The sequence below is a fragment of the Burkholderia sp. Ac-20344 genome, from assembly GCF_017104975.1.
Classification (GTDB): domain Bacteria; phylum Pseudomonadota; class Gammaproteobacteria; order Burkholderiales; family Burkholderiaceae; genus Burkholderia.
This window is the reverse complement of the sequence record NZ_JAAGPP010000011.1, coordinates 23,727-49,219: the sequence shown is the minus strand read 5'-3', so window position 1 is coordinate 49,219 and position 25,493 is coordinate 23,727. Positions and strand designations below refer to the sequence as shown.

Genomic DNA, 25,493 nt, shown 5'->3' with positions numbered 1-25,493 from the left:
TTCCGGCATTGCTACCGGCGCTCGGCGGCCGTCATCGCAAGCGATTGCGATTCGCGTTCTCGATTCGATTTTCATGCCGCCGCGACGGCAATTTTTGCGCGCCTGCGGCCCTCTTCCGGCAACGCTTTCCGGCTACGCACTGTTACAAAAAACTGCCTGTCCGGCGGGATTCGAATCGCCTACATTGCAATCCACTTCGACACATTCGTCGCATGCGCCGACGGGCCTTCCCGTCCGGTCGACATCGCAGGCACGCCCGACAATCAATGAAAATGAAGAGGAGTCTTGACCGACGCGCTGGCGGTATCCAGCGCACGCGGATCGCGATGACTGAAGCGGCATCCTGAACGGCACGTATCGGCACGTATCGGCACGATGCGCGGCATGCGACGCCGCGCGCCGAATCGCGTTGCCGCGTCGTGCCATGCCATCGCACCCGTACCCGCATGTCAACGAGGAGCAGTCCATGCGACGCATGATCGTGTCCCACTCGCTTGTCACCCGCCTGTCCGCCGCGATGGCGATGGCCGCCGCCGCTGCCGCGGCGCACGCCGATCCCGTCGTCGTGTCCGGCCCGAGCCCGTTCGTCGCCTGCACCATCGGCGGCCCCGGCACCAACTACGTCAACGCCGAAGTCGAGCCGTGGCTATCGGTCAACCCGGCAAACCCGATGAACATGATCGGCGTGTGGCAGCAGGACCGCTGGTCGAACGGCGGCGCCCACGGGCTCGTCGCCGGCTACACGTTCGACGGCGGCGCGACCTGGGCACGCACGCCGCAGCCGTTCAGCGCATGCGCGCCGGGCGGGCTCAAATACGAACGCGCGTCCGATCCGTGGGTCTCGTTCGGGCCGGACGGCACCGCGTACTCGGTGTCGATCTCGTTCAACCGGTCGAACAACGGCAACGCGGTCGCCGCGTCGGTCTCGACCGACGGTGGACAGACGTGGAGCAGCCCCGCCGTGCTGATCGCGAACGACGAGCCAACGACGCAGTTCTTCAACGACAAGGAATCGGTCACCGCGAACCCCGTGAAGGCCGGCACGGCCTATGCGGTATGGGACCGCCTCGAGCTGCCGAACGGCAACCCGTACGCGAATCTGCACACGCAGGCGTTCCGCGGCCCGACGCTGTTCTCGAAGACGACCGACGGCGGCAAGACGTGGAGCAAACCGAAGGTCATCGTCCACGTGCCTTCGCGCCAGCAGACGATCGGCAACCAGATCGTCGTCGATCCGAGGAACGGCACGCTCTACAATTTCTTCGACCTGATCCAGCCACCGTTCAGCAAGGCGGCCGGCAAGGTCGCGTTCATCAAGTCGACCGACGACGGCGCGACGTGGACGAAACCGCAGGTGATCGCGGGCCTGCAGACGGTCGGCGTCACGGATCCGGTCACGGGCGAACCGGTGCGCACCGGCGACATCATTCCGGAGCCCGCGATCGATCCCGCATCGGGGCAGTTGTATGTCGTGTGGCAGGACAGCCGCTTCAACGGCGGCACGTACGACGAGATTGCGGTCTCGACGTCGAAGGACGGCGGCGCGACCTGGAGCACGCCACAACAGTTGAACACGCCGACCGGACGCCCCGCGTTCAATCCGTCGGTGCGCGTCAACAACACGGGGGCGGTGATGGTCACGTACTACGACTTCCGCGACCTGCAGGCCGGCAACACCACGACGCTGCCGACCGGCTTCTGGCGCAAGATCTCGCACGACGGCGGCACCACGTTCGCTGACGAGCGGCGCGTCGGCGGCCCGTTCGACATGAAGCTCGCGCCCAATGCCGAAGGTTTCTTCATCGGCGACTACCAGGGGCTCGACGTGCTTCCGTCGTCGTCGTTCCATCCGTTCTTCGTCCAGACCAACGCGGGCAACCTGACGAACCGCACCGACGTGTTCTTCGCGCAGTAACGCGCACCAGGCCGCCACGGCACCGCACGACGTCCCCCGTCGCGCGGTGCCGTGGCCTGCGTGTGCGGCCTCAATGCATGTCGGTCAGCACGATGCGCCCGTCGACCTTGCCTTCGCGCAGCTTCGCGAATATGTCGTTGATGTTGCCGAGCCGGTCGCGATGGATGTGTGCGCGCACCAGGCCGTCGGCGGCGAAGTCGAGCGATTCCTGCAGGTCGCGCCGCGTACCGACGATCGACCCGCGCACGGTGATGCCGTTCAGCACGGTCGAGAAGATCGGCAGCGGGAAATCGCCGGGCGGCAGGCCGTTGAGCGCCACCGTGCCGCCGCGCCGCACCATCCCGAGCGCCTGCGCGAACGCGCTGCGCGAGACGGCCGTGACGAGCACGCCGTGCGCACCGCCGATCTCCTTCTGGATCACCTTGGCCGGATCGTCGATCGACGCATCGATCGTCAATTGCGCACCGAGCTGCCGCGCCAGTGCGAGCTTGTCCGGTGAAATGTCGATGGCCGCGACGTGCAGGCCCATCGCGCGCGCATACTGCACGGCCACGTGCCCGAGGCCGCCGATGCCGGAGATCGCGAGCCACTGGCCCGGGCGCGCATCGGTGACGCGAATGCCCTTGTAGACGGTGACGCCCGCGCACAGGATCGGTGCGATCTCGTCGAACGCAACCTGAGCGGGCAAATGGCCGACGTAGCCGGGATCGGCCAGCACGTATTCCGCGTAGCTGCCGTTCACCGAATAACCGGTGTTCTGCTGGCCGTGGCACAGCGTTTCCCAGCCCGTGTGGCAGTACTCGCAATGGCCGCAGGCCGTGTAGAGCCAGGGCACGCCCACGCGGTCCCCTTCGCGCACGTGCGTGACGCCCGCGCCGACCGCCGCGACGATGCCCACGCCTTCATGGCCCGGAATGAACGGCAACGTCGGCTTGACCGGCCAGTCGCCGTCGGCCGCGTGCAGATCGGTGTGGCATACGCCCGATGCCTTGATGTTGACGAGGATCTGGCCGGGCCCCGGCGTCGGCACGGGCACCTCCTCGATGCGCAGCGGTTCGCCGAATGCGTGCACTACGGCCGCTTTCATGGTTTGGGTCATGCGTCGCTCCTGCCTGGTCGGTGAGCGATCCAGTATCCGGTTTCGGAATCGAACGACTTTGATGCGTGTCAACGCGCGGGACAATGCGCGGCGATGGCCGGTGCTTCAACGCGTCGCACCGGGGCGTGACGCCGGATTGCCGTCGATCCCGATCCGATCGCGGATATCCACGCTTGCCTCATCGAACGGTGTAGGGCTGTTTCCCGGCAGACCGCATCGACGGACACTGAATGCGGGTGATACGAACCTGGCCGGCGCGTGAGCAACGCGTCGGCACGCGCATCGCATCGCCCCGTTCAGGCGATCGTTCCGAACACCGTGCAGACGCTTTCCGCTCTCGCCGCCGTTTCACCCATCCAACAGAAACCCGACAGAACCCTGCCATCCGGCTTGGATTTTGAAATGATATAACATATCATTTCGCGTGCTCGTCCGTCTGACGCCATTCCACTGTGGGTGGGCGAGCCTCGCCGAGCCATGTTCCAACGGGTCACTGCGCGTCGCGGACGCAACAATATATCGTATCCAGCCGTGACCCGCATCGCTCGTTATCCGATCCGATTCCAACCGATTCACCGACCATGCGCGACCTCCCTCGTCTACCGCTTCGCCCGCTCTCGTCCCTTTCGCTGATGCTGTTCGCCGCCGTCGCGCACGCGCAGGCCGATACGCCCGCCGTGCCGGGCACGCCGCCGGCCACCTCGCTCGCACCGATCTTCGTGACCGCGAACCCGCTCGGCGACAGCGACCTGATCGCACCGACCGTCCAGCTTTCCGGCGATGCGCTGACGCGCCGCCAGGCCGATTCGCTCGGCGAAACGCTCAACGGGCTGCCCGGCGTGTCGACCACCACCTACGGGCCGATGGTCGGCCGCCCGATCATCCGCGGAATGGACGGCGACCGGATCCGGCTGTTGCAGAACGGCGTCGCGGCCTACGATGCGTCGTCGCTGTCGTACGACCATGCGGTGCCGCAGGACCCGCTGTCGATCGAGCGCGTCGAGATCGTGCGCGGCCCGGCCGCGCTGCTGTACGGCGGCAACGCGGTGGGCGGCGTCGTCAACACGATCGACAACCGGATTCCGCGCGAAGCGATCCAGGGCGTGACGGGTGCGCTCGACGCGCGCTACGGCGGCGCGAACTCGGTGCGCGCGGGCGCCGCGCAGGTCGAAGGCGGCAACGGCCGCTTCGCGTTCCACGTCGACGCCTTCGACCGCGAAACGAGCAAGCTGCGGATTCCCGGCTACGCGCGCAGCAGCGCGCAACGTGCGATCGACGGCCCCGACACGCCGCAGCCGTACGGCAACGTGCCGAACAGCGACGGCCGCGTGCACGGCGGCGCGGTCGGCGCGTCGTACACGTGGGCGGACGGCTTCGCGGGCCTGTCGTACAGCGGCTACGAGTCGAACTACGGCTCCGTCGCGGAAAGCGACGTGCGGCTGCGGATGCGCCAGGAACGCCTCGCGCTCGCGTCGGAGGTGCGCAATCTGAGCGGGCCGTTCACGAAGCTGAAATTCGACTTCGCGTACACCGACTACCGCCACAAGGAAGTCGACAACGGCGAAACCGCCACCACCTTCCGCAATCGCGGCTACGAGGCGCGCATCGAGGCGACGCATCGCAAGATCGGCCCGTTCGAAGGCGCGATCGGCGTGCAGTTCGGCCAGAACACGTTCTCCGCGCTGGGCGACGAGATGCTCGTGCCGTCCACGCGCACGAACAGCGTCGCGCTGTTCGGCCTCGAGGAATGGCAGGTGGTCCCGGCGCTCAAGCTGAGCCTCGGCGGCCGCTTCGAGCACGTGAAGGTCGATCCCGATCCGGCCGGCGTCGAGAAATTCGCGGGGGCGCAGCCGCGCGAATTCAACGCGGGCAGCCTGTCGGCCGGCGCGCTGTTCTCGCTGACACCCGTGTGGTCGGTGGCGGCCAACGTCGCGTACACCGAACGCGCGCCGACCTTCTACGAGCTGTATTCGAACGGCCCGCACGATGCGACCGGCCAGTTCCTGATCGGCAACCCGAACGCATCGAAGGAAAAAGCGGTGTCGACCGACCTGTCGCTGCGCTACGCGAGCGGCCCGAATCGCGGCAGCATCGGCGTGTTCTACAACCGCTTCTCGAACTACCTGACCGAGTACAACACGGGCCGCGTAGTGGACGACGACGGCGAACCGGTCGCGCCCGGCACCGACGGCTCGCTCAACGAGGCGATCTACCGCGGCGTGCGCGCCGAGTTCTACGGCATCGAGCTGGACGGCAAGTGGCGCGCCTTCGCGCGGCGCGGCCATACGGTCGACCTGCAGCTGACGGCCGACTACACGCATGCGCGCAACGTCGACACGGGCCAGCCGCTGCCGCGCATCGCGCCGCTGCGCGCGACGCTCGCGGCCGACTACGGCTACGGCCCGTTCGGTGCACGTGCGCAGGTCACGCATGCGTGGTCGCAGCATCGCGTGCCCGACAACGACTTTTCGACGGACGGCTACACGTCGCTCGGCGTGATGCTGACCTACAAGTTCCGCGTCGGCGCGACGCGCTGGCTCGCGTACCTGCGCGGCGACAACCTGACGAACCAGGACATCCGCTATTCGACCTCGGTCGTGCGCGGCTTCGCGCCGGAAGGCGGCCGCAGCGTGATGGCCGGGTTGCGCACTACGTTCTGACTCTCGGCACTTCAGACCAACCTCCTTGCGCTGAACGCTGCCGTCAAAGCGGCTGCATCGGCCGAGCAGAGCCGCGGCATCGACCAGGTGAACCTGACGATCACGCAGATGGACGAGACGACGCAGCAGAACGCGGCGCTCGTCGAGCAGGCCGCGGCCGCACGCGGCACGCGGTGCGGCTGCGCTTCGTCGCCATCCGGCGCGGCCTGTTCGCATGCACGACGTCGCGCTTCGCCGATTCGCGTCGTGCGTTCGCGGCACGCGTGCGTGTCGCACGCAGGTCGGCATAGCGCCTTCGCCACCGGCCGTTTCTACCGGCCGGCGCAGCATCGAGCGCGTGTCCGGCAATGCACATCTTCACGAACGATCGCACGCCATACGCCCTGCTTCGCATCGCATTGCGCACGCTGCGTTTGCAGCGTGCGCAAGTTCCGATCCCGTCCGTATATCGTGCGTTGCCACACCGGCGACATGGAGATCGCCCTGCATTCGCGCGTGCCTCCGCTCGCCGATGCAGACTTTTAAAACGAACGAATGACGAGTATGCTTAAAAAAGCACTCCCCGTTCGGACGGCGAATCGCATGCCCTGACTCCCGTCCGATCGCATTGCGGCCCCATCGCTTCGCGCACCGCGTGTCGATGGCGGCGTCTGCGTCTCGCGCCACGGCCGCACGAACCTTCCCCCAACAATCGTCAGGAGAGCTGGTGAGCCGACTCGTCGTCGTATCCAATCGCATTGCAGATCCCCGTAAAGCCGCGGCCGGCGGGCTCGCCGTCGCCGTGAAAGACAGCCTGCAGGAAACCGGCGGCGTCTGGTTCGGCTGGAGCGGCCGGCTGCGCGGCAGCGACGATCAACCCACGCACGGCGACGACGTGCAGATCCAGAACGTCGGCGGCATCCAGCTCGCGACGATCGATCTCGACCCGCAGGATTACGACGCGTATTACCTCGGTTATTCGAACAACGTACTGTGGCCGGTGTTTCACTACCGGCTCGATCTCGCGCAGTTCGACCGCCGCTTCGCCGACGGCTACCGGCGCGTGAACCAGTTGTTCGCGCGCAAGCTGCGCACGCTGCTGCGCCCCGACGACACCATCTGGGTCCACGATTACCAGCTGATTCCGCTCGCCGCCGAGTTGCGCGCGATGGGCTGCACGAATCCGATCGGCTTCTTCCTGCACATCCCGATGCCCCCGCCGCCGATCATGGCCGCGATCCCGGAACACGAATGGCTGATGCGCTCGCTGTTCGCGTACGATCTCGTCGGCTTCCAGACCGAGTCGGATCTGCTCCACTTCGAGCATTACGTCGAAGCGGAAGCCGGCGCCGCACGGCTGCCCGACGGCCGCCTGCGCGCATTCGGCCGCACGCTGTCGGCCGGCGCATTCCCGATCGGCATCAACGTCGACGAGTTCGAATCGCTCGCGCGCGATCGCGACGGCCTCGACATGTTCGACCGCATGCGCGACGAATATTCGCGCCGCCAGCTGCTGGTCGGCGTCGACCGGCTCGACTACACGAAGGGGCTGCCGCAGCGCGTGCATGCGTTCCGCCAGTTGCTCGAACAGTATCCCGAGAACCGCAACCGCGCGACGCTGATCCAGATCGCTGCGCCGAGCCGCGAGGATCTCGGCGCGTACGACGACCTGCGGCGCGAGATGGACAGCCTGTGCGGCGCAATCAACGGCGACTACGGCGAGCTCGAATGGATGCCGATGCGCTACATTCACCGCACCGTCGCGCGCAAGCGCTTGCCGGGCCTCTATCGCGCGAGCCGCGTCGCGCTCGTCACGCCGCTGCGCGACGGGATGAATCTCGTCGCGAAAGAGTTTCTCGCCGCGCAGGACGCAGCCGACCCGGGCGTGCTCGTGCTGTCGCGTTTCGCCGGCGCGGCCGAGCAACTGAAGTCGGCACTGCTCGTCAATCCGTACGACACGCAAGGCACCGCGCAGGCGATCCAGCGCGCGCTCACGATGCCGCTCGAAGAGCGTCGCCAGCGTCACGCGGCGCTGATGGCGATCCTGCGCAAGACCGACGTGCACTGGTGGCGCACGCGCTTTCTCGATGCACTCGCCGAAGCGGCCGAAGTCGCGGCCGCAACCGAATCCTGACGCACGCTCACACGCCGGTCGTCTCGCGGTCGAGCACCGCGCCGTTCACGTCCTGCACCGCCACCGAGATCGGAATGCCTTCGCGCATGCTCTCGGTCACCACGCAATATGCATCGAACCGGTGAAGCATGCGTGTCGCCGCCGCGAGATCGGCCCATGCCTTGCCGACCGACAGCGTCACGGCCATCGCGCCGACCCGCACTCTCCCCGCATCGTTCTGCTCCATGTCGACGTCGATATGCGCGGCCACCGGCTGCGGATCGACGCGCTGTTTCTCGAGCGCGAACAGCAAGCTCGCCGCGAGACAGCTGGCGACCGCCGCAGCCAGCAGCCGGACGGGGTTCGGGCCTCGGCCGGCGCCGAGCGGCGGCGGCTCGTCGGTCAGCACCGGCGAAAGATCGGTGCCGGCAAACGTGATCTCGAAACTGAAACGCGCGTGCTGCGCGGCATCGACCGATACGTGCGCCTCGCTCATGGGGACTCCGTGACTGGAATGAGGAAATGGAAGGCCGGCGCAACGCCGCGCCGGCGTGCGTGAGTCGCAGCGCCGACGCGACGCGGTCATGGCCGCCCGCCGGCTGCGCACGAGATTTGGACTTCAGCGCTCGGGTTCGCGTGGCGGCCCGTACGCGACGAAATCGCGCTCGACCGCGGACGCGTGCTCCGTTTCGATCGCGCCGCCGCGTGCGCCGGCTTCGTCATCCGGCGCCGCCGATGGCACCGTTGCGGGCGACGGCTCGACACGCCCGTCGATCAGGGCCTGCAGCGTGTCGCGTTCGAGCACCTCGCACGCGAGCAACCGCTGCGCGATCCGCTCGAGCGCGTCGCGACGTTCGCCGAGCGTTGCCGCGACGCGCGCATGCGCGTCGGTCAGCAACATATGCACCTCGTCGTCGATCATCCGCGCGGTGTGTTCGCTGCAGCGGCCGTCGGCCGCATGCCATACGCCCGGGATGCCGGTACGCGTGTCGCCGTCATCGAAGGTCACGAGCCCGATCTTCTCGCTCATCCCGTACTGCATGACCATGTGGCGCGCCATCGCGGTCGCGCGTTCGAGATCGTTCTGCGCGCCCGTCGACACGTCGCCGAACACGAGCTCTTCGGCAACCCGCCCGCCGAGCAGCGCATCGATCCGGTCGAGCAGCTCGCTCCTGCGCAACACGTAGCGATCCTCGGTCGGCACCTGCTGCGTATAGCCGAGCGCCGCGACGCCGCGCGGAATGATCGACACCTTCTTCACCGGATCGCAGTGCGCGCGGCTTTCCGCGACGAGCGCGTGGCCGGCTTCGTGATATGCGATGGTCAGCTTCTCCTGTGCGTTCATCACGCGGCTCTTGCGCTCGAGGCCCGTCAACGCGCGGTCGATCGCCTCGTCGAAGTCGGCCATCCCGATCGCCGGCTTGCCGAGTTCGGCCGCGTGCAGCGCAGCCTCGTTGACGACGTTCGCGAGATCCGCGCCGACGAAGCCCGGCGTGCGCGACGCGAGTTCGCCGAGATCGACGTCGGCCGCGAGCTTCACGTGCTTCACGTGCACGCCGAGAATCTGCCGGCGGCCGTTCACGTCGGGCCGGTCGATCGCGATGTGGCGATCGAAGCGGCCTGGCCGCAGCAGCGCGGGATCGAGGATCTCGGGCCGGTTCGTCGCGGCCATGATGATCACGCCGGAGCCGGCCTGGAAGCCGTCCATCTCGACGAGCAACTGGTTGAGCGTCTGCTCGCGTTCGTCGTTGCCCGACATCGGGCCGACGCCGCGCACCTTGCCGAGCGCATCGAGCTCGTCGACGAACACGATGCACGGCGCCTTCTGCTGCGCCTGCTCGAACAGGTCGCGCACGCGCGCCGCGCCGACGCCGACGAACATCTCGACGAATGCCGAGCCGCTGATCGAGAAGAACGGCACGGCCGCCTCGCCGGCCACCGCGCGTGCGAGCAGCGTCTTGCCGGTGCCCGGCGCGCCGACCACGAGCACGCCCTTCGGAATCTTGCCGCCGAGCCGCTGGTAACGGTCGGGGTTGCGCAGGAACGCGACGAGCTGCTGCAGCTCGGCCTTCGCTTCGTCGATGCCCGCGATATCGTCGAACGTGATGCCGGTTTCCTGCTGCACGTACACGCGCGCGCGGCTCTTGCCCATCCCGGTGAAGTCCTGCAGCCCGCCGCGCTTGCGCAGCATCATGTTCCAGATGAACACGAACAGCACGAGCGGCAGCAGCCAGGACGCAAGCGATGCGATCCAGCTCGTGTCGGGCACGCCGTGATAGCGGATGCCGGCGGCGGTCAGCGTGTCGGTCAGGTGCTCGTCGGTCACGCGGTTGGTCGTGAAGCGCCACGGGGCGCCGGCCTGCTGCACCGCCGCGGCGTCGGACGCCGGCAGCATCGTGCCGGCCTGCGGCATCTTCAGCGTGCCCGAGATCGATGCGGGGCCGACCTCGAGATCGTCGACGAGCCGTGCGGCGACGAGCCGATGGAAATCGCTGTATGCGATCGGCGCCGATGACGGACGCAGCATCAGCAACTGCGCGGCGAACAGCACGAAGAAGCCCGCCGCGATCAGCAATCCCGGGTAGTCGAATTTCCTGTCCATGGCATCGGGCCGGACGTGCGCGCCGGTCGCGCGCTCACGCGGGCAACCGCGCGCGACCGGCGGCGCGCGGCATCGGCGGCCATGCGGAAGCGGCAATCATCCGCGCCATCTTCGTCTCGCTGTGTCGCCTCGTTTCGTTGCATCGATGACGCCGCGACGCCACTGTCGGCCGGCGCCGCGAGGCAATCCTCGCCCGGGCGGCACGCCGCGACGCGCCGCCCCTGAATCCAGTCTAGCTCGCGCGCGCGCGTCTCGCATCGCCCGCGGCGTGCCCCGATTCGTCCGACAAACACCTATCATCTGCCCCCGTTGCCGCGTTATAGTCGCGTTCGTGACATTTTTGTGACAGCTGCGTCACCCCCGCTTTTGCGCGACGCCGGCCGTTGCCTTCCGTCCCGCGTCGCGGCAGCCTGTGCGACGCTGCCGCGCATCGAACGACCTGCCCACCCGTCCATCCGAGGAGACCACGACGTGACCGACACCCCCGATCGCCCCGACGACCTTCCCGCCGATCCCGACCGCCGCCGTATGCTCGGCGGCCTTGCCGCGCTCGGTGCGGGTGTCGCGCTCAGCGGCTGTGAAACCACGGCCGGCAGCGCGCCGCGTTCCGCCGCCGACCTGCGCCTCGACGAAGCGTTGCGCCAGCGCGTGCGCCACATCGTCGTGATCTATGCGGAAAACCGCAGCTTCGCGAACCTGTACGGCGATTTCCCGGGCGTGCGCCATCCGCTGAGCGAGGTGCGTCCCGAGCACGCGCAGCAGCTCGATCGCGACGGCAAGACGCCGCTGCCCGTGCTGCCGAAGATCTGGGGCGGGCTCGTGCCGCAGGCGCAGGAAGTGGACGGCAAGCGCTACGCGATCGCCGAGCGCGACCTCGACAAGCTGCCGAACGCGCCGTTCCGGATCACGGACGCGCAGGGCAAGCCGCTGCCGAACGGCGTGATCACGCGCGACCTGTGGCACCGCTTCTACCAGAACCAGATGCAGATTGCGGATGGCCGCAACAACCAGTTCGCCGCGTGGGCCGATTCGGGCGGCCTCGTGATGGGCCACTACCGCAATTCGGCCGACACGCTGCGGCTGTGGAATCTCGCACGGCAATACACGCTGTGCGACAACTTCTTCATGGCGGCTTTCGGCGGTTCATGGCTGAACCACATGTACCTGATTTCGGCCCAGCCGCCGCTGTACCCGGACGCGCACAAGCATCCGCATGCGGCGAAGCTGCTGTCGAAGGTCGAAGGCGACGATCCGACCGGCACGCGCCTGAAGCTCGCCAACGATTCGCCCGCGTCCGCGCTCGACGGCCCGCCGAAGTTCGCCGTCGACGGCCCGCTGACGCCCGACGGCTACGGCGTGAACACGATGGCGCCGCCGTACCAGCCGAGCTACGTGCCGCCGGCCGATCCGGGCAATGCCGCGTATGCGGATCCGGCCGATCATCGCGTGATCCCGCCGCAGGGCCATGCGACGATCGGCGATCGCCTGTCGGAAAGGAACGTCGACTGGGCGTGGTACAGCGGCGCATGGCAGTACGCGCTCGAGCATCGCGACACGGGCACCGTGCCCGATTTCCAGTACCACCACCAGCCGTTCAACTATTTCGCGAACTACGCGCCGGGCACCGACGCGCGCAGCAAGCACCTGCGCGACGCGGGGCTCGGCGACGCGCCGTCGACCAACCACTTCATCGCCGACATCGACGCGGGCCGCCTGCCGGCCGTCACGTTCTACAAGCCGCAGGGCAACCTGAACATGCATGCGGGCTACGCGGACATCGAATCGGGCGACCGTCACATCGCGACCGTGATCGACCATATCCGGCGCGGGCCGCAATGGGACAACACCGTGATCGTGATGACGCACGACGAGAACGGCGGCTGGTGGGATCACGTCGCACCGCCGGCGGGCGACCGCTGGGGCCCCGGTTCGCGGATTCCGGCGCTCGTGATTTCGCCGTTCGCGAAGAAGGGTTTCGTCGATCACACGCTGTACGACACGAACTCGATCCTGCGCTTCATCAGCCGCGTGCACGGGCTTGCGCCGCTCGACGGCGTGGTCGCGCGCAACAAGGCGTTCGCCGCGCGCGGCGCGACGCCGCCGGGCGATCTCACGAACGCGCTCGATCTCGGCTGACGGCAGACTGCTCTGGCCGCTTGGCCGCTTGGCTATTGAAACGACGACGCCCCGGGCAATGCGATTGCCCGGGGCGTCGTTCATTCCCCCCTTGCAAACGCTACGCTACGCTGCGCAGTGCATCGCACCCCGCCTGCGCGGCGTGAAGGCCCGCTTGCCGGCCGAAGAACGTCGCATCGGCCAGCGACAGCCCCGAGCTGTACCCGGCACCCCAGCGCGGCCGCCCGCAGGTCGTGCGGCCGGCCGCATAGAGCCCCGGCACCGGCGCGCGCGGCATCGACCACCTGCCCGGTCGGCAGCGTGTCGAGCCCGCCGAGCGTGAAGTGCGGATAGAACGCGTAGTCGATCCGGCAATCGAGCGCGACGAACGGCGGCCGGCCCGGTGTTTTCCCCGACCCTCGCCGTGCTCCATATGGATGATGAATCTGCTGCACAACGAGATGTTCGCGGCCTACACGGGCTATGCGCAGGGCCAGTTCGCGGAGTTGCCCGTGTTCGGGCCGGCCGGCGGCAGTAACTTCATCTCGACGCAATCGCTGTCGGAAGCGATCTTGGGTGCGCTGCAGCGCGGCGAAGCGGGCAAGGCCTACCTCGCCGGCGACGAGAACCTCAGCTTCGCCGACTACTTCGCAGCCTTCTTCCGCGCGGCCGGCAACCCGCAGGCGGTGGCGGCGCTCGACCAGGAGCATCCGCTGCTGCCGGACATCGCGATCTACTACACGCGGCGCGGCGACGTGCAGCGCGCGGTGGACGAAGGCGTCGCGCATTGCCGCGCGCAGCAAGCGAACGGCGCGGGTGTGGCGCGGATGCAAAAACGTCCCGCCGCCGGCGATGGATGCCGGCGGCGGGACGTCAGGGCGACTCCGTCGATGCGGACCGTCAGGCGCCGATGCGCTGCTCGATCTTCTTCATCGTGTCGGTCATTTCGGCCGGCAGGCGCAGCTTCAGCATATCGAACAGCGCCGCATGCAGCTTCAGTTCCTCGCGCCATTCGTCTGCGTTCATCGACGTCACGGCGTCGAACTGCTCGTGCGTGAAATCGAGGCCATCCCAGTGCAGATCCTCATACGCGGGCGACACGCCGAACGCATGCTCGCCGCCGCCACCGGTGCCTTCGAGGCGATCGAGCATCCACTTCAGCACGCGCATGTTCTCGCCGAAGCCCGGCCACACGAACTTGCCGTTCGCGTCCTTGCGGAACCAGTTCACGCAGTAGATCTTCGGCAGTTTCGCGCCCGCACCTTCGAGCTGCTTGCCGAGCTTGAGCCAGTGCGCGAAATAATCGCTGACGTTGTAGCCACAGAACGGCAGCATCGCGAACGGATCGCGGCGCACGATGCCCTGCTGGCCGACCGCCGCGGCGGTCGTCTCCGAGCCCATCGTCGCAGCCATGTACACGCCTTCGACCCAGTCGCGCGCCTCGGTCACCAGCGGCACGGTCGTCGAACGACGGCCGCCGAAAATGAACGCGTCGATCGGCACGCCGGCCGGGTTCTCCCAGTCGCCGTCGATCGACGGGCACTGCGCGGCCGGCGCGGTGAAGCGCGAATTCGGATGCGCGGCCTTGCGGCCGGTTTCCTTGGCCATTTCCGGCGTCCACGGGTTGCCCTGCCAGTCGGTCAGCTTCGCGGGCGGCGTGTCGGTCAGCCCTTCCCACCACACGTCGCCGTCTTCCGTCAGCGCAACGTTCGTGAAGATCACGTTTTCGGTGAGCGTCGAAATCGCGTTCGGGTTGGTCTTCACGCCGGTGCCCGGGGCGACGCCGAAGAAGCCGGCTTCCGGGTTGATCGCATACAGTCGGCCGTCGCGGCCCGGCTTCAGCCACGCGATGTCGTCGCCGATCGTCGTGACCTTCCAGCCGTTGAAGCCCTGCGGCGGAATCAGCATCGCGAAGTTGGTCTTGCCGCACGCGGACGGGAACGCAGCCGCGACGTGATACTTCTTGCCGGCCGGCGACGTCACGCCAAGGATCAGCATGTGCTCGGCGAGCCAGCCCTGGTCGCGGCCCATCGTCGACGCGATACGCAGCGCGAAACACTTCTTGCCGAGCAGCGCGTTGCCGCCGTAGCCCGAGCCGAAGCTCCAGATCTCGCGCGTTTCGGGAAAGTGCACGATGTACTTGACCGGGTTGCACGGCCACGCCACGTCCTGCTGGCCGGCTTCGAGCGGATGGCCGACGCTGTGCACGCACGGCACGAAATCGCCGTCCTCGCCGAGCACGTCGTATACCTCGCGGCCCATGCGCGTCATGATCCGCATGTTCACGACGACGTACGGGCTGTCGGACAGTTCGACGCCGACGTGCGCGATCGGCGAGCCGAGCGGGCCCATCGAAAACGGCACGACGTACAGCGTGCGGCCGCGCATCGAGCCACGGAACAGGCCGTTGAGCGTCTCGCGCATCTCGGCGGGCTCGACCCAGTTGTTGGTCGGACCGACGTCGTCGCGCGATGCCGCGCAGATGAACGTGCGATCCTCGACGCGCGCGACGTCCGACGGATCGGATTGCGCGAGATACGAGTTCGGGCGCTTCGCCGGGTTCAGGCGCTTGAGCGTGCCCTGGTCGACCATCGCCTGGCACAGCGCATCGTTTTCTTCCTGCGAACCGTCACACCACACGACGCGCTCGGGCTCCGTGAGCGCCGCGATGCGCGACACCCAGTCGATCAGCTTGCGATGTTTGACGAAAGCCGGCGGAGCGATCAGCGGGCCGTGTGTTGCTTCGGCCAGATTGTTTTGCGACATGAGGATGTCTCCAGATTATTGGGCGGGGATGGGGGATGCGGGGCGAGCCCGCGAGATGAGGGATGCGATTGGAGCGCAGGGTGCGGCGGCGCGCAGGACGGGACGCGCGAGCGGAGCGCGCGTCGATGCCGCGATGCGAGCGAGAGAAGGTGATGTCTCTTTAGTAAGTGCGAACACGAGTTTCGCCATACAAGCAACCTGCCGTACAACTCCATGACGGCCAGCATACCATCGCCGCTATTCGGCAAACGTTGCGTTGCAACAAGAAACAACTCTGTCGGCGAGCCGGCACGCCGGTTGCCTGTGCTGTCTTTTTACAGCGCCATTGCGCGCGCTTTGGGGACGAAACGGCCAGGGCGGCCGTCCGGCAAGGGTTTCGCGGAAGCGGCAAATTCGGCCTGCCGCGCACGCGCACGATCGACGCGAGCGCGCGCCGTGCGAATTCACGTTTTCGCTACTCAGGCAAACCCTGAATTAGGTTGCGTACACAAACATCGGACGTGAGCGTGCGGCAACCAACCCTGCTCAAAACGGCGCGCCCGGCAATCCGGGGTAATACGCGCCCACTGCCATCCCGCCGTCGACGGCTAGATCGGCGCCGTTGCAATACGACGCTTCGTCGCTCGCGAGGAACAGCGTCGCGCGTGCGATTTCGTCGGGCAGGCCAACGCGTTGCAGCGGCACGTTCGCATCGTGCTGGTTGATTTCCTCGAGCAGCGCGCCGGTCGGGTTCGGCATCGCGGTGTTCACGCCGCCCGGACGGATCGAATTCACGCGCACACCCTGACGGCCGAGTTCGAGTGCCGCGACCTTCGTCAGCCCGCGCACGCCCCACTTGCTCGACACGTATGCGGCCAGCGCGTTCACGCCACGCAGCCCGTCCACCGACGAGATGTTGACGATCGACCCGCGCTTCTGCGCGAACATGCGCGGCGCGATCGTCCGGATTCCGACAAACGTGCCGACGAGGTTGATCGACACCGCGCGTTCGAAATCGCGTTTCGACAGCTCGGTGATGCCGCCGAACGTCAGCACGGCCGCGTTGTCGACCAGCACGTCGATACGGCCGAACTGCGCCGCTTTCCGCTCCTTTCCCACCCCATGACAAAACATCTATAATTGGACAATCCATCGACCGGCACGCTGAAGCATTCGCCTCCGAGCGCGCCTCGATTCCCCGGCCCCATCTGCCCGGAGCGACATGAGCGACTACCCCGTTTTCGACACGCTGTGCGATCTGCTGAACACGTCCGGCGCGCGGTTCCGCGTGCTGGCGCATCCGGCCGAAGGCAAATCCGACGCGATCGCCGCGCTGCGCGGCACACGCCCCGAACAGGGCGCGAAGGCGATGCTCTGCACGTTCAAGGATGGCGGCGACGCCACCGCGCTCGCGGTGATTCCCGGCCACCTGAAGATCGATTTCCGCAAGGTCGCCGATGCGGTCGGCCGCCGCAAGGCAACACTCGCCTCGCCCGACCTCGCCGCCACCGTCACGCGCTGCGTGATGGGCGCCGTGCCGCCGTTCGTGTTCGACGCCAGCGTGACGCTCGTCGTCGATCCGGCGCTGGTCGAACGCAACACCGAGATCGCCTTCAACGCGGGGCGCCTCGACCGCTCCGTCGTGCTCGACGCAGCCGACTATGTGCGGATCGCGCAGCCGCTGCTCGCCGACATCACGCGGCCGGAAGCCGCGGACGGCGAGTAACGCGCCGGTTGGCCCTTTCCCGAACTCGTCGCATCGATCCGGAACCTGCACGCGAACCCATCATGACCACCACCCGGAAAAAGGCGCTGTCCGAGCAGGCATCGCTGATCGAACAGGTGCAGCGCATTGCCGAAGGACTCGGCGCGATGTTCGCGCCGTTCACCGAGGTCGTGGTCCACGACCTGCGCACGCCGAAGCACGCGATCCTCGCGATCCACAACAACCTGTCCGGGCGTGCAGTCGGCGATCCCGCAACCGAGCTCGGCCTCGCCCGCATCGCGGACGACGATTTCCCGCAAGTGCTCGCGAACTACCCGAACCGCTTCGCCGACGGCCGCACCGCGAAAAGCACGTCGATCGGCATCAAGGATTCGACCGGCCGCTATGTGGCCGCGCTGTGCCTGAATGCCGACGTCACGCTGTTCCGCGGCTTCCAGGGCATGCTGAACCAGTTCTGCACCACGGACGGCGAAGCCGTCGCCGAAACGCTCGACCCGGCCGGCGCGGACGCGATCCGGCAACGCATCGACGCGTTCGCGATGCGCCTCGCGACCACACCGCGCGAACTGAAGACCGACCAGCGCCGCGAGCTGATGCAGACGCTGAAGGCCGACGGCTTCCTCGAGGTGCGACGCGCGATGGAGATCGTGTCGCAGCATCTCGGCGTCTCGCGCGCAACCGTCTACAACGACGCGAAATGACGCAAGCGCGATTCCCGCGCTGCGTTCCTGCTGACCGATTTTCACGACCACTGGGCAACCCATGAACGCTCCGACTCTCCCCACATACGACGACGTTGCCGCCGCCGCGGCCCGGCTCGAAGGCCACGCGCACCGCACACCGGTGATGACGTCGCGGACGATCGACGAAGCGCTCGGCGCACAGGTGTTCTTCAAGTGCGAGAACCTGCAGCGGATGGGCGCATTCAAGTTCCGCGGTGCGTTCAACGCGCTGTCGCGCTTCGACGCGGAGCAGCGCCGCAACGGCGTCGTCGCGTTCTCGTCCGGCAACCATGCGCAGGCGATCGCGCTGTCGGCGCGCATGCTCGGCATTCCCGCGACGATCGTGATGCCGCAGGATGCGCCGGCCGCGAAGATGGCCGCGACGCGCGGCTACGGCGGCAAGGTGGTGACCTACGACCGCTACACCGAGGATCGCGAACAGATCGGGCGCGATCTCGCGGCGCAGCACGGGCTCACGCTGATCCCGCCCTACGACCACCCGGACGTGATCGCCGGCCAGGGCACGGCGGCCAAGGAACTGTTCGACGAAGTCGGCCCGCTCGACGCGGTATTCGCGCCGCTCGGCGGCGGCGGGCTGCTGTCGGGCACCGCACTCGCCACACGCGCGCTGTCGCCGCACGCGACGCTGTACGGCGTCGAGCCGGAAGCCGGCAACGACGGCCAGCAATCGTTCCGTTCCGGCGCGATCGTGCATATCGACACGCCGCGCACGATCGCCGACGGAGCGCAGACGCAGCACCTCGGCAACCTGACGTTCCCGATCATCCGCCGCGACGTCGACGACATCCTGACCGCGACGGACGCGGAACTGGTCGACTGCATGCGTTTCTTCGCCACGCGTATGAAGATTGTGGTCGAGCCGACCGGTTGCCTGTCGTTCGCCGCCGTGCGGCGGATGAAGGACGCGCTGCAGGGCAAGCGCGTGGGCGTGGTGATCAGCGGCGGCAACGTCGATCTCGAGAACTTCTGCGCGCTGGTATCGGCGCCGGCATGAAGGTCGCGGCGTGCATGAATTTTCCGTCATCCGCGCCGCACCGCTCCTTCGCATCGCGTTAAGTTTCGCGCCCTAGACTGATTACGTTGTCCCGCAGTCAGTCGTGAAGGAGCCACCATGAAAACGCACGCGATCGTCGCCGCCGCCCTGGCGGCTGCTTCCCTTTCGGCGTTCGCTCAACCGGGCGTGACGTCATCCGGTTTTCCGGCCGCGTCGCCGCACGACGCCGTCGCGCAAGCGACGCATCGCTCGCCCGGCGCGTTGCCGCACGCCGGCTTCATGCTCGCAAAGATCGATCAGAACAATACGCCACCCGATCGCGGCGGCGACCCGAGCGGCCGCACGCACGCCGGCACGCACATGTGACGGCGCGCGCCGGGCGCGGCTGCCGCGCCCGGCCCACAGAACGACGGCAGCGACGGATCGCGTGAAGCGAGGATGTCGTCGGTACGCCGCGGCAGCGCGCCGTCGATCGTCTCCGGTTGCGGCATCAGCCAGTAGCGCCCTGCACGGATGCCGTCGAACACCCGCTCGGCGAACGCGTCGGGCGTGAGCCCGTGCGCGTTCAGCATCGAGCGCATCGTGTCGACGAAGCCGTGCACCTCGGGCCGGTCGTGCGCCGCACCGAACGGGTCGTTGAAGATGCCCGTGTCGCGCCGAGCCGGTTCAGGCGCGATCGCACGAGTGCGAGCCACCCGGTTTCGTCAGACATGAAACGCAGCACCAACGCACAATAGGAAGGATTTCGAAAGACCCGCCCCGGCAATGACGTTTTTTCGCATCCCCGTGCGACCGGACAATTGACGCACCGGAGCGCACGCCATTACCCTTGCGCGCTGATGGTTCCCAGGAATGGGATCAAAAGGGAACGCAGGAGAGGCCGCGCCTCGAATCTGCGGCTGCCCCCGCAACTGTGAGCGGCGAATCCGTGCCACTGCATGCCACTGGGAAACCGGGAAGGCCGGCACGAATGACGACCCGCGAGCCAGGAGACCTGCCATCGACCCGAGGTCCAAGCAGCCGCACCGGGCGGGGTGTCCCGGCGCGCCAGGCACCGCCGTTGGCGGTCGCCCGTTGCATGGACGGCCCGACCTCAGGATCCGCCCGATGTCCACTGTTACCGCATCCGCCTTCGCACCGGAAGCGTCGCGCCGGCACGCCGCCGGCATGCACGGCCCGCCCGCGCGCACGTGCCGTTCCCTATCGATCGCGTCCGCCGGCATGCGCCGCCCCGACGCTCGCGACAACGGCCCGCTCGGCCTGGTCGCACGATAGCCCGATTACCGATAACAAGACCGGTGCTGCCCGCCGCCCGCTCCCGATCGCCGCATGCGCAGCCCGACGACAACGACAGCCTCATGAAGATTCGACACCTCCTTGCCACGTCCGCCGCGACCGCGCTCCTGTCCCCCCTCGCCCACGCCGTCGGCGACACAATGGCCTCGCAACCGGCCCCGGCCGCCGAAGGCGCCGACCTGCCGACGATCAACGTGACCGACACGCGGCGGTTGCCCGAGTCGTTCGACCAGCGCTATGCGACGACCCAGGTGCTCACGCGCACCGATCTCGACCGGCTGTCGCCGAGCGACCCGAGCATCACGCAGGCGCTCGCGACGCTGCCCGGCGTGACCGTCTCGCAGAACGGTGGTCCCGGTTCGTCCGCGTCGGTCAGCATCCGTGGCTCGTCGGCAAGCCAGGTCGCCGTGTTCATCGACGGCATCCGGATCGGCTCGCCGACCACCGGCATCGCGCCGTGGGCCGACCTGCCGACCGAAGCATTCGAACGGGTGGAAGTGATTTCGGGGCCGGCTGCCGCGTCGTTCGGCGCCAATGCGATGGGCGGCGTCGTGCAGCTCTTCACGCGCCGCTCGGCCAACCAGCCGAACCAGACCACCGTGTCGTTCGGCGGCGGGTCGAACAAGACGTTCGACACGCAGCTCCGCACGTCGGGCACGGTGCCGTCGACCGGGCCGCTCGCCGCGCTCGGCGGGCTCACCTACTCGCTCGGTCTGCATGCCTACAATACGGCCGGCATCGATTCGACGCAGCCCGTGTTGCCGTACCACGAGGCCGGCCGCAACCCGTATCACGCGCAGGATCTCGATGCGCGCCTCGGCTACGCACGCGACAACTGGTCGGTCTCGACGTTCGCGCTGTATCACCGGTCCGATCTGTCCTACGACAACAGTGGCTATGCGAACCGCCAGCTCGATCATCAGTTGACGACCGGTATCGCGTTCCACCTCGACATCACGCCGGACACGCAGTTCGACCAGTCCTTCGGTTATTCGAACGATCGCCAGTTTCTCTATGCGAGCGATCCGGCCATCCCGACCGACCGGATCGATTCGCAGCGCATCAGCACGTCGACGTCGCTGACGCATCAGGAGCGCGGGTTCCATCTGTTCGGGCTGCCGCTGTCGGGCGAGACCAAGCTCGCATACGATTTCACGCGTGAGCAGGCATTCCTGCCGGTCGACATTCCGGGCGGTGTGCCGACGCGCAACGACTCCGCGTTCTCGCTGCATCAGTCGGCGACGCTCGGCAGCGTGACCATGTTCCTCGCGGGGCGTCATGAAATCATCGCCGGGCAGTCGGTGAATACAGGCAACGCGGCGCTGTCCTGGGCGATCACGCCGGTGTATACGGCGCGCGTGTCGTACGGCAATGCATTCAAGCTGCCGTCGTTCAACGACCTGTACTACCCCGGCTACGGCAATCCGAACCTCAACCCGGAACGCAACACGTCGGTCGAGGCGGCGGTCGATGCGAACACGTCGTACGGCACGTTCACGGCCGCGATCTACGACACGCGGGTCACCAACCTGATCGCGTACAACCCGGCGACGTTCTCGCCGATGAACATCGGCCGCGCGCATATTCGCGGCATCGACCTGTCGTACAAGGGAACGATCGGCCGCTCGACGCCGGTGAGCCTCGCGGTCGGGATCCTGAATCCGCAGGACGAGACCAACGACTCATGGCTCAACCGCCGGCCGCGCCAGACGGTCAGCCTCAACATCGATCACACGTGGGATGAACTGCACCTGCATGCGTTGAGCACGGGGGCGTCGCTGCTCTACGGCGGCACGACGTTCGACGATCCGGCGAATTCGACCTATCTGCCTTCGTATCTGACGGTGGGCCTGCGCGCGTCGTACCGGATCAATTCGCACCTGACGGTATCGGCTACGGTGTCGAATCTGTTCGATCGTCAATATATGACCGCGTATGGATACAACACGCTTGGGCGGACGGCGTTCGGGAAGGTGAGTTATACGTTCTGATGGCCGATCGGGAGGCCTTGGCGCGGAGTGCGGCGAGGCCTTCCGTTGGAAAGCTGCCACCGGTCTTTTGAAACGGGGGATTCCGCCCCAAACCTGTCGATGGGCAAGGAACTACTGAACGGCCGGCCTTCGGTCGCATCATGGATGTTGCTGTCCGTATCGACACTGTTAGACTGCCGACGGCGTCCCCGCACATTGACGCCACCAGTCAGGACAGTGACATGACCGAATGCGTTCTAACATTTGCCAGTCAGATCGAATGGGAAAGCTGGTTAGGGCAAAACGGCAGCACTTCGACCGAAGCATGGCTGCGCCTGGCGAAAAAAGGCACCCGGAAGCGAACCGTCACCTACGAACAGGCGTTGGAAAGCGCCCTCTGCTACGGCTGGATCGATGGTCAAAAGCGGGCTGAAAGCGAGCAATACTGGTTACAGCGCTTCACCCCGCGCTCCGCAAAAAGCATCTGGTCCAAACTCAACAAAGACAGGGCTGAAGCGCTGATCGCCGCAGGCAGAATGCGCCCGCCCGGTTTGTGCGAAATCGAGAAGGCCCGAAAGGACGGCCGCTGGAAGGCGGCCTATACGTCGGCCAGCAACTCGACCGTGCCGGACGACCTGCAGGCGGCTTTGGACGCCAATCCGGAAGCCAGGAAGTTTTTCGCAACACTGAACAGCCGTAACCGTTATGCCATCCTGTTTCGGGTACAGAATGCGAAAAAGCCGGAAACACGGGCGCGCAAGATCGGGGAATTCATCGACATGCTGAATCGCGGCGAAACCATCCATCCATAGATTGTTCGCTGACTGACATTCAGCCAAACGGGGCATATGACCTGTCATCGCCGCTTCGGCTCGGCGGCCGTCATATGTGGCCCATACCCGAAGGACTCTTGCTCGCCGATACGAGGCAAGTAACGTAACGCGCAATCCTGAGCGCAGCGACTGAGGTGAACCATGGATCAAGGCGGAGACTTCATCGTACGCACCATGTCGGCCGACGAGGTGGCCATGTCGGTCGAATGGGCGGCTGCGGAAGGCTGGAATCCCGGCCTGCACGATCCCGCCTGTTTCAGGGAAGCGGACCCGGCCGGGTTCTTCGTCGGCGTCTGGCGCGCCGAGCCGGTCGCGTGCCTCGCCGCTGTCGCCTACGACGAACGCTTTGGCTTCATCGGCCTCTACATCGTGAAACCCGGGTTTCGCGGCCACGGCTTCGGCATGCGAATCTGGCAGCACGGCATGCGTTATCTTGGAGAACGCAACATCGGGCTCGACGGTGTCGTGGCCCAGCAGGCGAACTACCGGAAGTCCGGATTCGATCTCGCGTACCGCAATATCCGCTATGAGGGGCACGTGGACGGCATAGGGTGCGCGCACGTGGTCGAAGCGGCCAACGTGCCGTTCGAGCAATTGCTTGCCTACGATCGCGCGTGCTTTCCCGCGGCGCGCGAACGTTTCGTCTCCGCGTGGATCGCGCAGCCGGATGCCGTTGCGCTCGCGACGATCGACGCCGGCCGTGTCGCCGGCTACGGTGTCGTGCGCCGCTGCGGGACCGGCTGCAAGATCGGCCCGCTCTTCGCCGATGACGCAGGCGTTGCCACCGGGCTGTTTCGCGCGCTGGCCGCGCGCATGCCCGGCGAGATCATCGTGCTCGACGTGCCGGAAACGAACCCTGCCGCCGTCGCGCTGGCGGAACGGCACGGCATGACGAGCGTCTTCGAAACCGCGCGGATGTACACGAAAGTTGCCTCGGCGATTGCGATCGATCGTGTGTTCGGGGTGACGTCGTTCGAGCTGGGGTGATCGTCCCCCAATCACGCATCGGAACAACCGGAACGCACGGAAAATTGCTCCCGCGATAAAACCTAATATAATTAGCATTTTCACTAATCAGCGTAGCATTCACCATGGCACGCGCCGGTATCACCCTGGACAAACTCGTCGAAGCCGGCGCACATCTCGCCGATGAAACCGGCTTCGAGCACCTCACCGGCGCGGCGCTTGCGCGTCACTTCGACGTCAAACTGGCCAGCCTGTACTCGCACATCCCGAGTTTCGAGGACCTCAAGAGCCGGATCGCGCTATTCGCGCTGAAGGAACTCGCCGACCGCTCGACCGACGCATTGGCCGGCCGCACCGGCAAGGACGCGCTGGCCGCACTCGCCAACGTCTATCGCGACTACGCGCGCGAACACCCCGGCCGTTTCGCGGCCGCGCGCCACCCGGTAAGCGCCGAGCGCGCCGCCGAAAGCGCGGGCGGCCGGCTCGTCAGGATGACCTCGGCCGTGCTGCGCAGCTACGACATTCCGGAATCCGAACAGGTGCATGCGATCCGCCTGCTCGGCGGCTTTTTCATGGGCTACGTCACGCTCGAAAGCGCGGGCGGGTTCTCGCACAGCGCACCGGCTTCCGACGCGTCGTGGTCGCGCAGTCTCGATGCGCTGGACGTGATGCTGCGCCACTGGCCTTCCGCCGCCTGACTCGCCCAACGTCCAACGGAACCGAATCGATGAAAGACAAACCCGACGGCGTCGTCCTGCCGAGCCGTGTCGTCCCCTTCCCCACCTCGATCAGCGAAGCAGCGCGAACCGCGTTGCAACGACTGGTCGGCAGCGACGGCGTGCCGCTGAACGCGCTGCACGTGATGCCGGCCCCGGACGATTTCGACGCATGGATGCGCGTAAAGGCAGCTGCCGACGCGCACTACGCGGCAGCCGTCGAGCAGCTCGGCGGCTCTCTGCGTTCAAGCGTGGAGACGATCCGGGCCGGCGCTGCGGACGTGCATGTCGCCACGCCCGAAGCGGCGGCTTCCGATGAATGCGCATACATCGACCTGCATGGCGGCGCGCTGGTTTTCGGCGGCGGCGCCGCGTGCCGTGCCGGCGCGCAGATGCAGGCCGACCGGCTCGGCATTCGATGCTACGGCGTCGACTATCGCCTGCCGCCCGAACACCCGTATCCGGCCGCACTCGACGATTGCATCGCGGCGTATGCGTACGTGCTGGAGCGCTACGCGCCGGAAAACATCGTCATCGGCGGGCGCTCGGCGGGCGGCAACCTCGCCGCCGCGATGGTGCTGCGCGCCCGCGATGAAGGCTTGCCGCTGCCAGCCGCGCTGGTGCTGCTGTCGCCGGAAGTCGACCTGACCGAATCCGGCGACAGCTTCGAAACCCATCGTCTCGTCGATGTCGTGTTGCCGGCGTCGCTGATGCCGAACAACCTGCTCTACGCGAACGGCGCCGATCTCGCGCATCCGTATCTGTCGCCGCTGTTCGGCGATTTCTCTTCCGGTTTCCCGCCAACCTTCATCCAGAGCGGCACGCGCGACCTGTTCCTGTCGAACGCGGTGCGCCTGCATCGCGCCTTGCGGCGTGCACAGGTGCCGACCGAACTTCACGTATTCGAAGGGATGCCGCATGGCGGGTTCATGGGCGCGCCCGAGGACAGGGAGTTGAACCAGGAAATCGCGCGCTTCGTGCGTGCGCATTTGCCGGCATTGAATTGAATCCGTCGAGTGTC

19 protein-coding genes, 3 pseudogenes and 1 riboswitch are annotated in these 25,493 nt (G+C 66.9%); of the genes and pseudogenes, 15 read left to right on the top strand and 7 right to left on the bottom strand.

All coding sequences use genetic code 11. The features are described from left to right. The first annotated feature begins 466 nt into the window (after positions 1-466). Positions 467-1,915: a sialidase family protein gene (locus G3N64_RS05880; RefSeq protein ID WP_205782779.1), complete on the top strand. Its 1,449-nt coding sequence runs from the start codon at positions 467-469 to the stop codon at positions 1,913-1,915. Positions 1,916-1,985: 70 nt separating this feature from the next. On the opposite strand, the gene adhP is transcribed toward G3N64_RS05880, so the two are convergent. After that, positions 1,986-3,014, bottom strand: a complete 1,029-nt coding sequence (gene adhP, locus G3N64_RS05875) for an alcohol dehydrogenase AdhP (protein ID WP_205782778.1) — start codon at positions 3,012-3,014, stop codon at positions 1,986-1,988. 632 nt (positions 3,015-3,646) lie between these two features. On the opposite strand from adhP, the gene G3N64_RS05870 reads away from it, so the two are divergent. Then, positions 3,647-5,674: a TonB-dependent receptor gene (locus G3N64_RS05870; protein ID WP_205782824.1), complete on the top strand. Its 2,028-nt coding sequence runs from the start codon at positions 3,647-3,649 to the stop codon at positions 5,672-5,674. A 706-nt stretch (positions 5,675-6,380) separates the two neighbouring features. Next, the gene (otsA, locus tag G3N64_RS05865; protein ID WP_205782777.1) at positions 6,381-7,787 is read left to right on the top strand and encodes an alpha,alpha-trehalose-phosphate synthase (UDP-forming); all 1,407 of its coding nucleotides are present in this window, start codon (positions 6,381-6,383) and stop codon (positions 7,785-7,787) included. Positions 7,788-7,794: 7 nt separating this feature from the next. Here the strand turns inward: otsA and G3N64_RS05860 are convergent, their stop codons facing one another. Together G3N64_RS05860 and ftsH are read right to left on the bottom strand one after the other, a co-directional pair. After that, complete coding sequence (locus G3N64_RS05860; protein WP_205782776.1) at positions 7,795-8,262, bottom strand: OsmC family protein; 468 nt, start codon at positions 8,260-8,262, stop codon at positions 7,795-7,797. A 123-nt stretch (positions 8,263-8,385) separates the two neighbouring features. Then, on the bottom strand, positions 8,386-10,368 hold the full coding sequence (gene ftsH, locus G3N64_RS05855) for an ATP-dependent zinc metalloprotease FtsH (RefSeq protein WP_205782775.1): 1,983 nt from the start codon (positions 10,366-10,368) through the stop codon (positions 8,386-8,388). Positions 10,369-10,839: 471 nt separating this feature from the next. On the opposite strand from ftsH, the gene G3N64_RS05850 reads away from it, so the two are divergent. Then, positions 10,840-12,504, top strand: a complete 1,665-nt coding sequence (locus G3N64_RS05850; RefSeq protein ID WP_205782774.1) for an acid phosphatase — start codon at positions 10,840-10,842, stop codon at positions 12,502-12,504. A gap of 100 nt (positions 12,505-12,604) precedes the next feature. Here G3N64_RS05850 and G3N64_RS05845 read toward each other — a convergent pair. Next, positions 12,605-12,878 (bottom strand): annotated as a pseudogene (locus G3N64_RS05845) (FAD-binding protein); the annotation flags it as partial. Between the two features lie 60 nt (positions 12,879-12,938). Here G3N64_RS05845 and G3N64_RS05840 point away from each other — a divergent pair. Next, positions 12,939-13,283: pseudogene (locus G3N64_RS05840) on the top strand (nucleoside-diphosphate sugar epimerase); the annotation flags it as partial. A gap of 100 nt (positions 13,284-13,383) precedes the next feature. On the opposite strand, the gene G3N64_RS05835 reads toward G3N64_RS05840, so the two are convergent. Further along, positions 13,384-15,249, bottom strand: coding sequence for a phosphoenolpyruvate carboxykinase (GTP) (locus tag G3N64_RS05835; RefSeq protein WP_205782773.1), 1,866 nt, complete (start codon positions 15,247-15,249; stop codon positions 13,384-13,386). Between the two features lie 525 nt (positions 15,250-15,774). Beyond that, positions 15,775-16,323: pseudogene (locus tag G3N64_RS05830) on the bottom strand (SDR family oxidoreductase); the annotation flags it as partial. 127 nt (positions 16,324-16,450) lie between these two features. Here G3N64_RS05830 and G3N64_RS05825 point away from each other — a divergent pair. The 4 genes from G3N64_RS05825 (at position 16,451) to G3N64_RS05810 (ending at position 19,057) form a co-directional block, all read left to right on the top strand. Continuing rightward, on the top strand, positions 16,451-16,954 hold the full coding sequence (locus G3N64_RS05825) for a YbaK/prolyl-tRNA synthetase associated domain-containing protein (protein WP_205782772.1): 504 nt from the start codon (positions 16,451-16,453) through the stop codon (positions 16,952-16,954). Between the two features lie 62 nt (positions 16,955-17,016). Next, positions 17,017-17,655: a helix-turn-helix transcriptional regulator gene (locus G3N64_RS05820; RefSeq protein WP_205782771.1), complete on the top strand. Its 639-nt coding sequence runs from the start codon at positions 17,017-17,019 to the stop codon at positions 17,653-17,655. A 61-nt stretch (positions 17,656-17,716) separates the two neighbouring features. Continuing rightward, a complete protein-coding gene (locus G3N64_RS05815; protein ID WP_175032404.1) occupies positions 17,717-18,691 on the top strand; it encodes a threo-3-hydroxy-L-aspartate ammonia-lyase in 975 nt (324 codons plus the stop codon). A gap of 117 nt (positions 18,692-18,808) precedes the next feature. Then, the gene (locus tag G3N64_RS05810) at positions 18,809-19,057 is read left to right on the top strand and encodes a hypothetical protein (protein ID WP_205782770.1); all 249 of its coding nucleotides are present in this window, start codon (positions 18,809-18,811) and stop codon (positions 19,055-19,057) included. Here G3N64_RS05810 and G3N64_RS39630 read toward each other — a convergent pair. Beyond that, positions 18,988-19,386, bottom strand: a complete 399-nt coding sequence (locus tag G3N64_RS39630) for a hypothetical protein (protein ID WP_241020795.1) — start codon at positions 19,384-19,386, stop codon at positions 18,988-18,990. The genes G3N64_RS05810 and G3N64_RS39630 overlap by 70 nt on opposite strands. Before the next feature lie 128 nt (positions 19,387-19,514). Beyond that, positions 19,515-19,708: riboswitch (cobalamin riboswitch) on the top strand. Positions 19,709-19,798: 90 nt separating this feature from the next. On the opposite strand from G3N64_RS39630, the gene G3N64_RS05800 reads away from it, so the two are divergent. The 6 genes from G3N64_RS05800 (at position 19,799) to G3N64_RS05775 (ending at position 25,479) form a co-directional block, all read left to right on the top strand. After that, positions 19,799-19,966, top strand: a complete 168-nt coding sequence (locus G3N64_RS05800; RefSeq protein WP_205782769.1) for a hypothetical protein — start codon at positions 19,799-19,801, stop codon at positions 19,964-19,966. 83 nt (positions 19,967-20,049) lie between these two features. Further along, positions 20,050-21,978, top strand: a complete 1,929-nt coding sequence (locus G3N64_RS05795) for a TonB-dependent receptor (protein WP_205782768.1) — start codon at positions 20,050-20,052, stop codon at positions 21,976-21,978. 221 nt (positions 21,979-22,199) lie between these two features. Beyond that, on the top strand, positions 22,200-22,769 hold the full coding sequence (locus G3N64_RS05790; RefSeq protein WP_205782767.1) for a YdeI/OmpD-associated family protein: 570 nt from the start codon (positions 22,200-22,202) through the stop codon (positions 22,767-22,769). A gap of 162 nt (positions 22,770-22,931) precedes the next feature. Then, positions 22,932-23,777, top strand: coding sequence for a GNAT family N-acetyltransferase (locus G3N64_RS05785; RefSeq protein ID WP_205782766.1), 846 nt, complete (start codon positions 22,932-22,934; stop codon positions 23,775-23,777). 104 nt (positions 23,778-23,881) lie between these two features. Then, entirely contained in the window at positions 23,882-24,454 is a 573-nt protein-coding gene (locus G3N64_RS05780) for a TetR-like C-terminal domain-containing protein (protein ID WP_205782765.1), read from the top strand. Between the two features lie 29 nt (positions 24,455-24,483). Then, on the top strand, positions 24,484-25,479 hold the full coding sequence (locus tag G3N64_RS05775) for an alpha/beta hydrolase (RefSeq protein ID WP_205782764.1): 996 nt from the start codon (positions 24,484-24,486) through the stop codon (positions 25,477-25,479). Positions 25,480-25,493 lie beyond the last annotated feature (14 nt).

What these genes read in the sequence shown, in the direction of transcription:
- G3N64_RS05880 (WP_205782779.1), top strand. Translation starts at nt 467, where the DNA reads ATGCGACGCATGATCGTGTCCCACTCGCTTGTCACCCGCCTGTCCGCC.
- adhP (WP_205782778.1), bottom strand. Translation starts at nt 3,014, where the DNA reads ATGACCCAAACCATGAAAGCGGCCGTAGTGCACGCATTCGGCGAACCG.
- G3N64_RS05870 (WP_205782824.1), top strand. Translation starts at nt 3,647, where the DNA reads ATGCTGTTCGCCGCCGTCGCGCACGCGCAGGCCGATACGCCCGCCGTG.
- G3N64_RS05860 (WP_205782776.1), bottom strand. Translation starts at nt 8,262, where the DNA reads ATGAGCGAGGCGCACGTATCGGTCGATGCCGCGCAGCACGCGCGTTTC.
- ftsH (WP_205782775.1), bottom strand. Translation starts at nt 10,368, where the DNA reads ATGGACAGGAAATTCGACTACCCGGGATTGCTGATCGCGGCGGGCTTC.
- G3N64_RS05835 (WP_205782773.1), bottom strand. Translation starts at nt 15,249, where the DNA reads ATGTCGCAAAACAATCTGGCCGAAGCAACACACGGCCCGCTGATCGCT.
- G3N64_RS05825 (WP_205782772.1), top strand. Translation starts at nt 16,451, where the DNA reads ATGAGCGACTACCCCGTTTTCGACACGCTGTGCGATCTGCTGAACACG.
- G3N64_RS05820 (WP_205782771.1), top strand. Translation starts at nt 17,017, where the DNA reads ATGACCACCACCCGGAAAAAGGCGCTGTCCGAGCAGGCATCGCTGATC.
- G3N64_RS05815 (WP_175032404.1), top strand. Translation starts at nt 17,717, where the DNA reads ATGAACGCTCCGACTCTCCCCACATACGACGACGTTGCCGCCGCCGCG.
- G3N64_RS05810 (WP_205782770.1), top strand. Translation starts at nt 18,809, where the DNA reads ATGAAAACGCACGCGATCGTCGCCGCCGCCCTGGCGGCTGCTTCCCTT.
- G3N64_RS05800 (WP_205782769.1), top strand. Translation starts at nt 19,799, where the DNA reads ATGTCCACTGTTACCGCATCCGCCTTCGCACCGGAAGCGTCGCGCCGG.
- G3N64_RS05795 (WP_205782768.1), top strand. Translation starts at nt 20,050, where the DNA reads ATGAAGATTCGACACCTCCTTGCCACGTCCGCCGCGACCGCGCTCCTG.
- G3N64_RS05790 (WP_205782767.1), top strand. Translation starts at nt 22,200, where the DNA reads ATGACCGAATGCGTTCTAACATTTGCCAGTCAGATCGAATGGGAAAGC.
- G3N64_RS05785 (WP_205782766.1), top strand. Translation starts at nt 22,932, where the DNA reads ATGGATCAAGGCGGAGACTTCATCGTACGCACCATGTCGGCCGACGAG.
- G3N64_RS05780 (WP_205782765.1), top strand. Translation starts at nt 23,882, where the DNA reads ATGGCACGCGCCGGTATCACCCTGGACAAACTCGTCGAAGCCGGCGCA.
- G3N64_RS05775 (WP_205782764.1), top strand. Translation starts at nt 24,484, where the DNA reads ATGAAAGACAAACCCGACGGCGTCGTCCTGCCGAGCCGTGTCGTCCCC.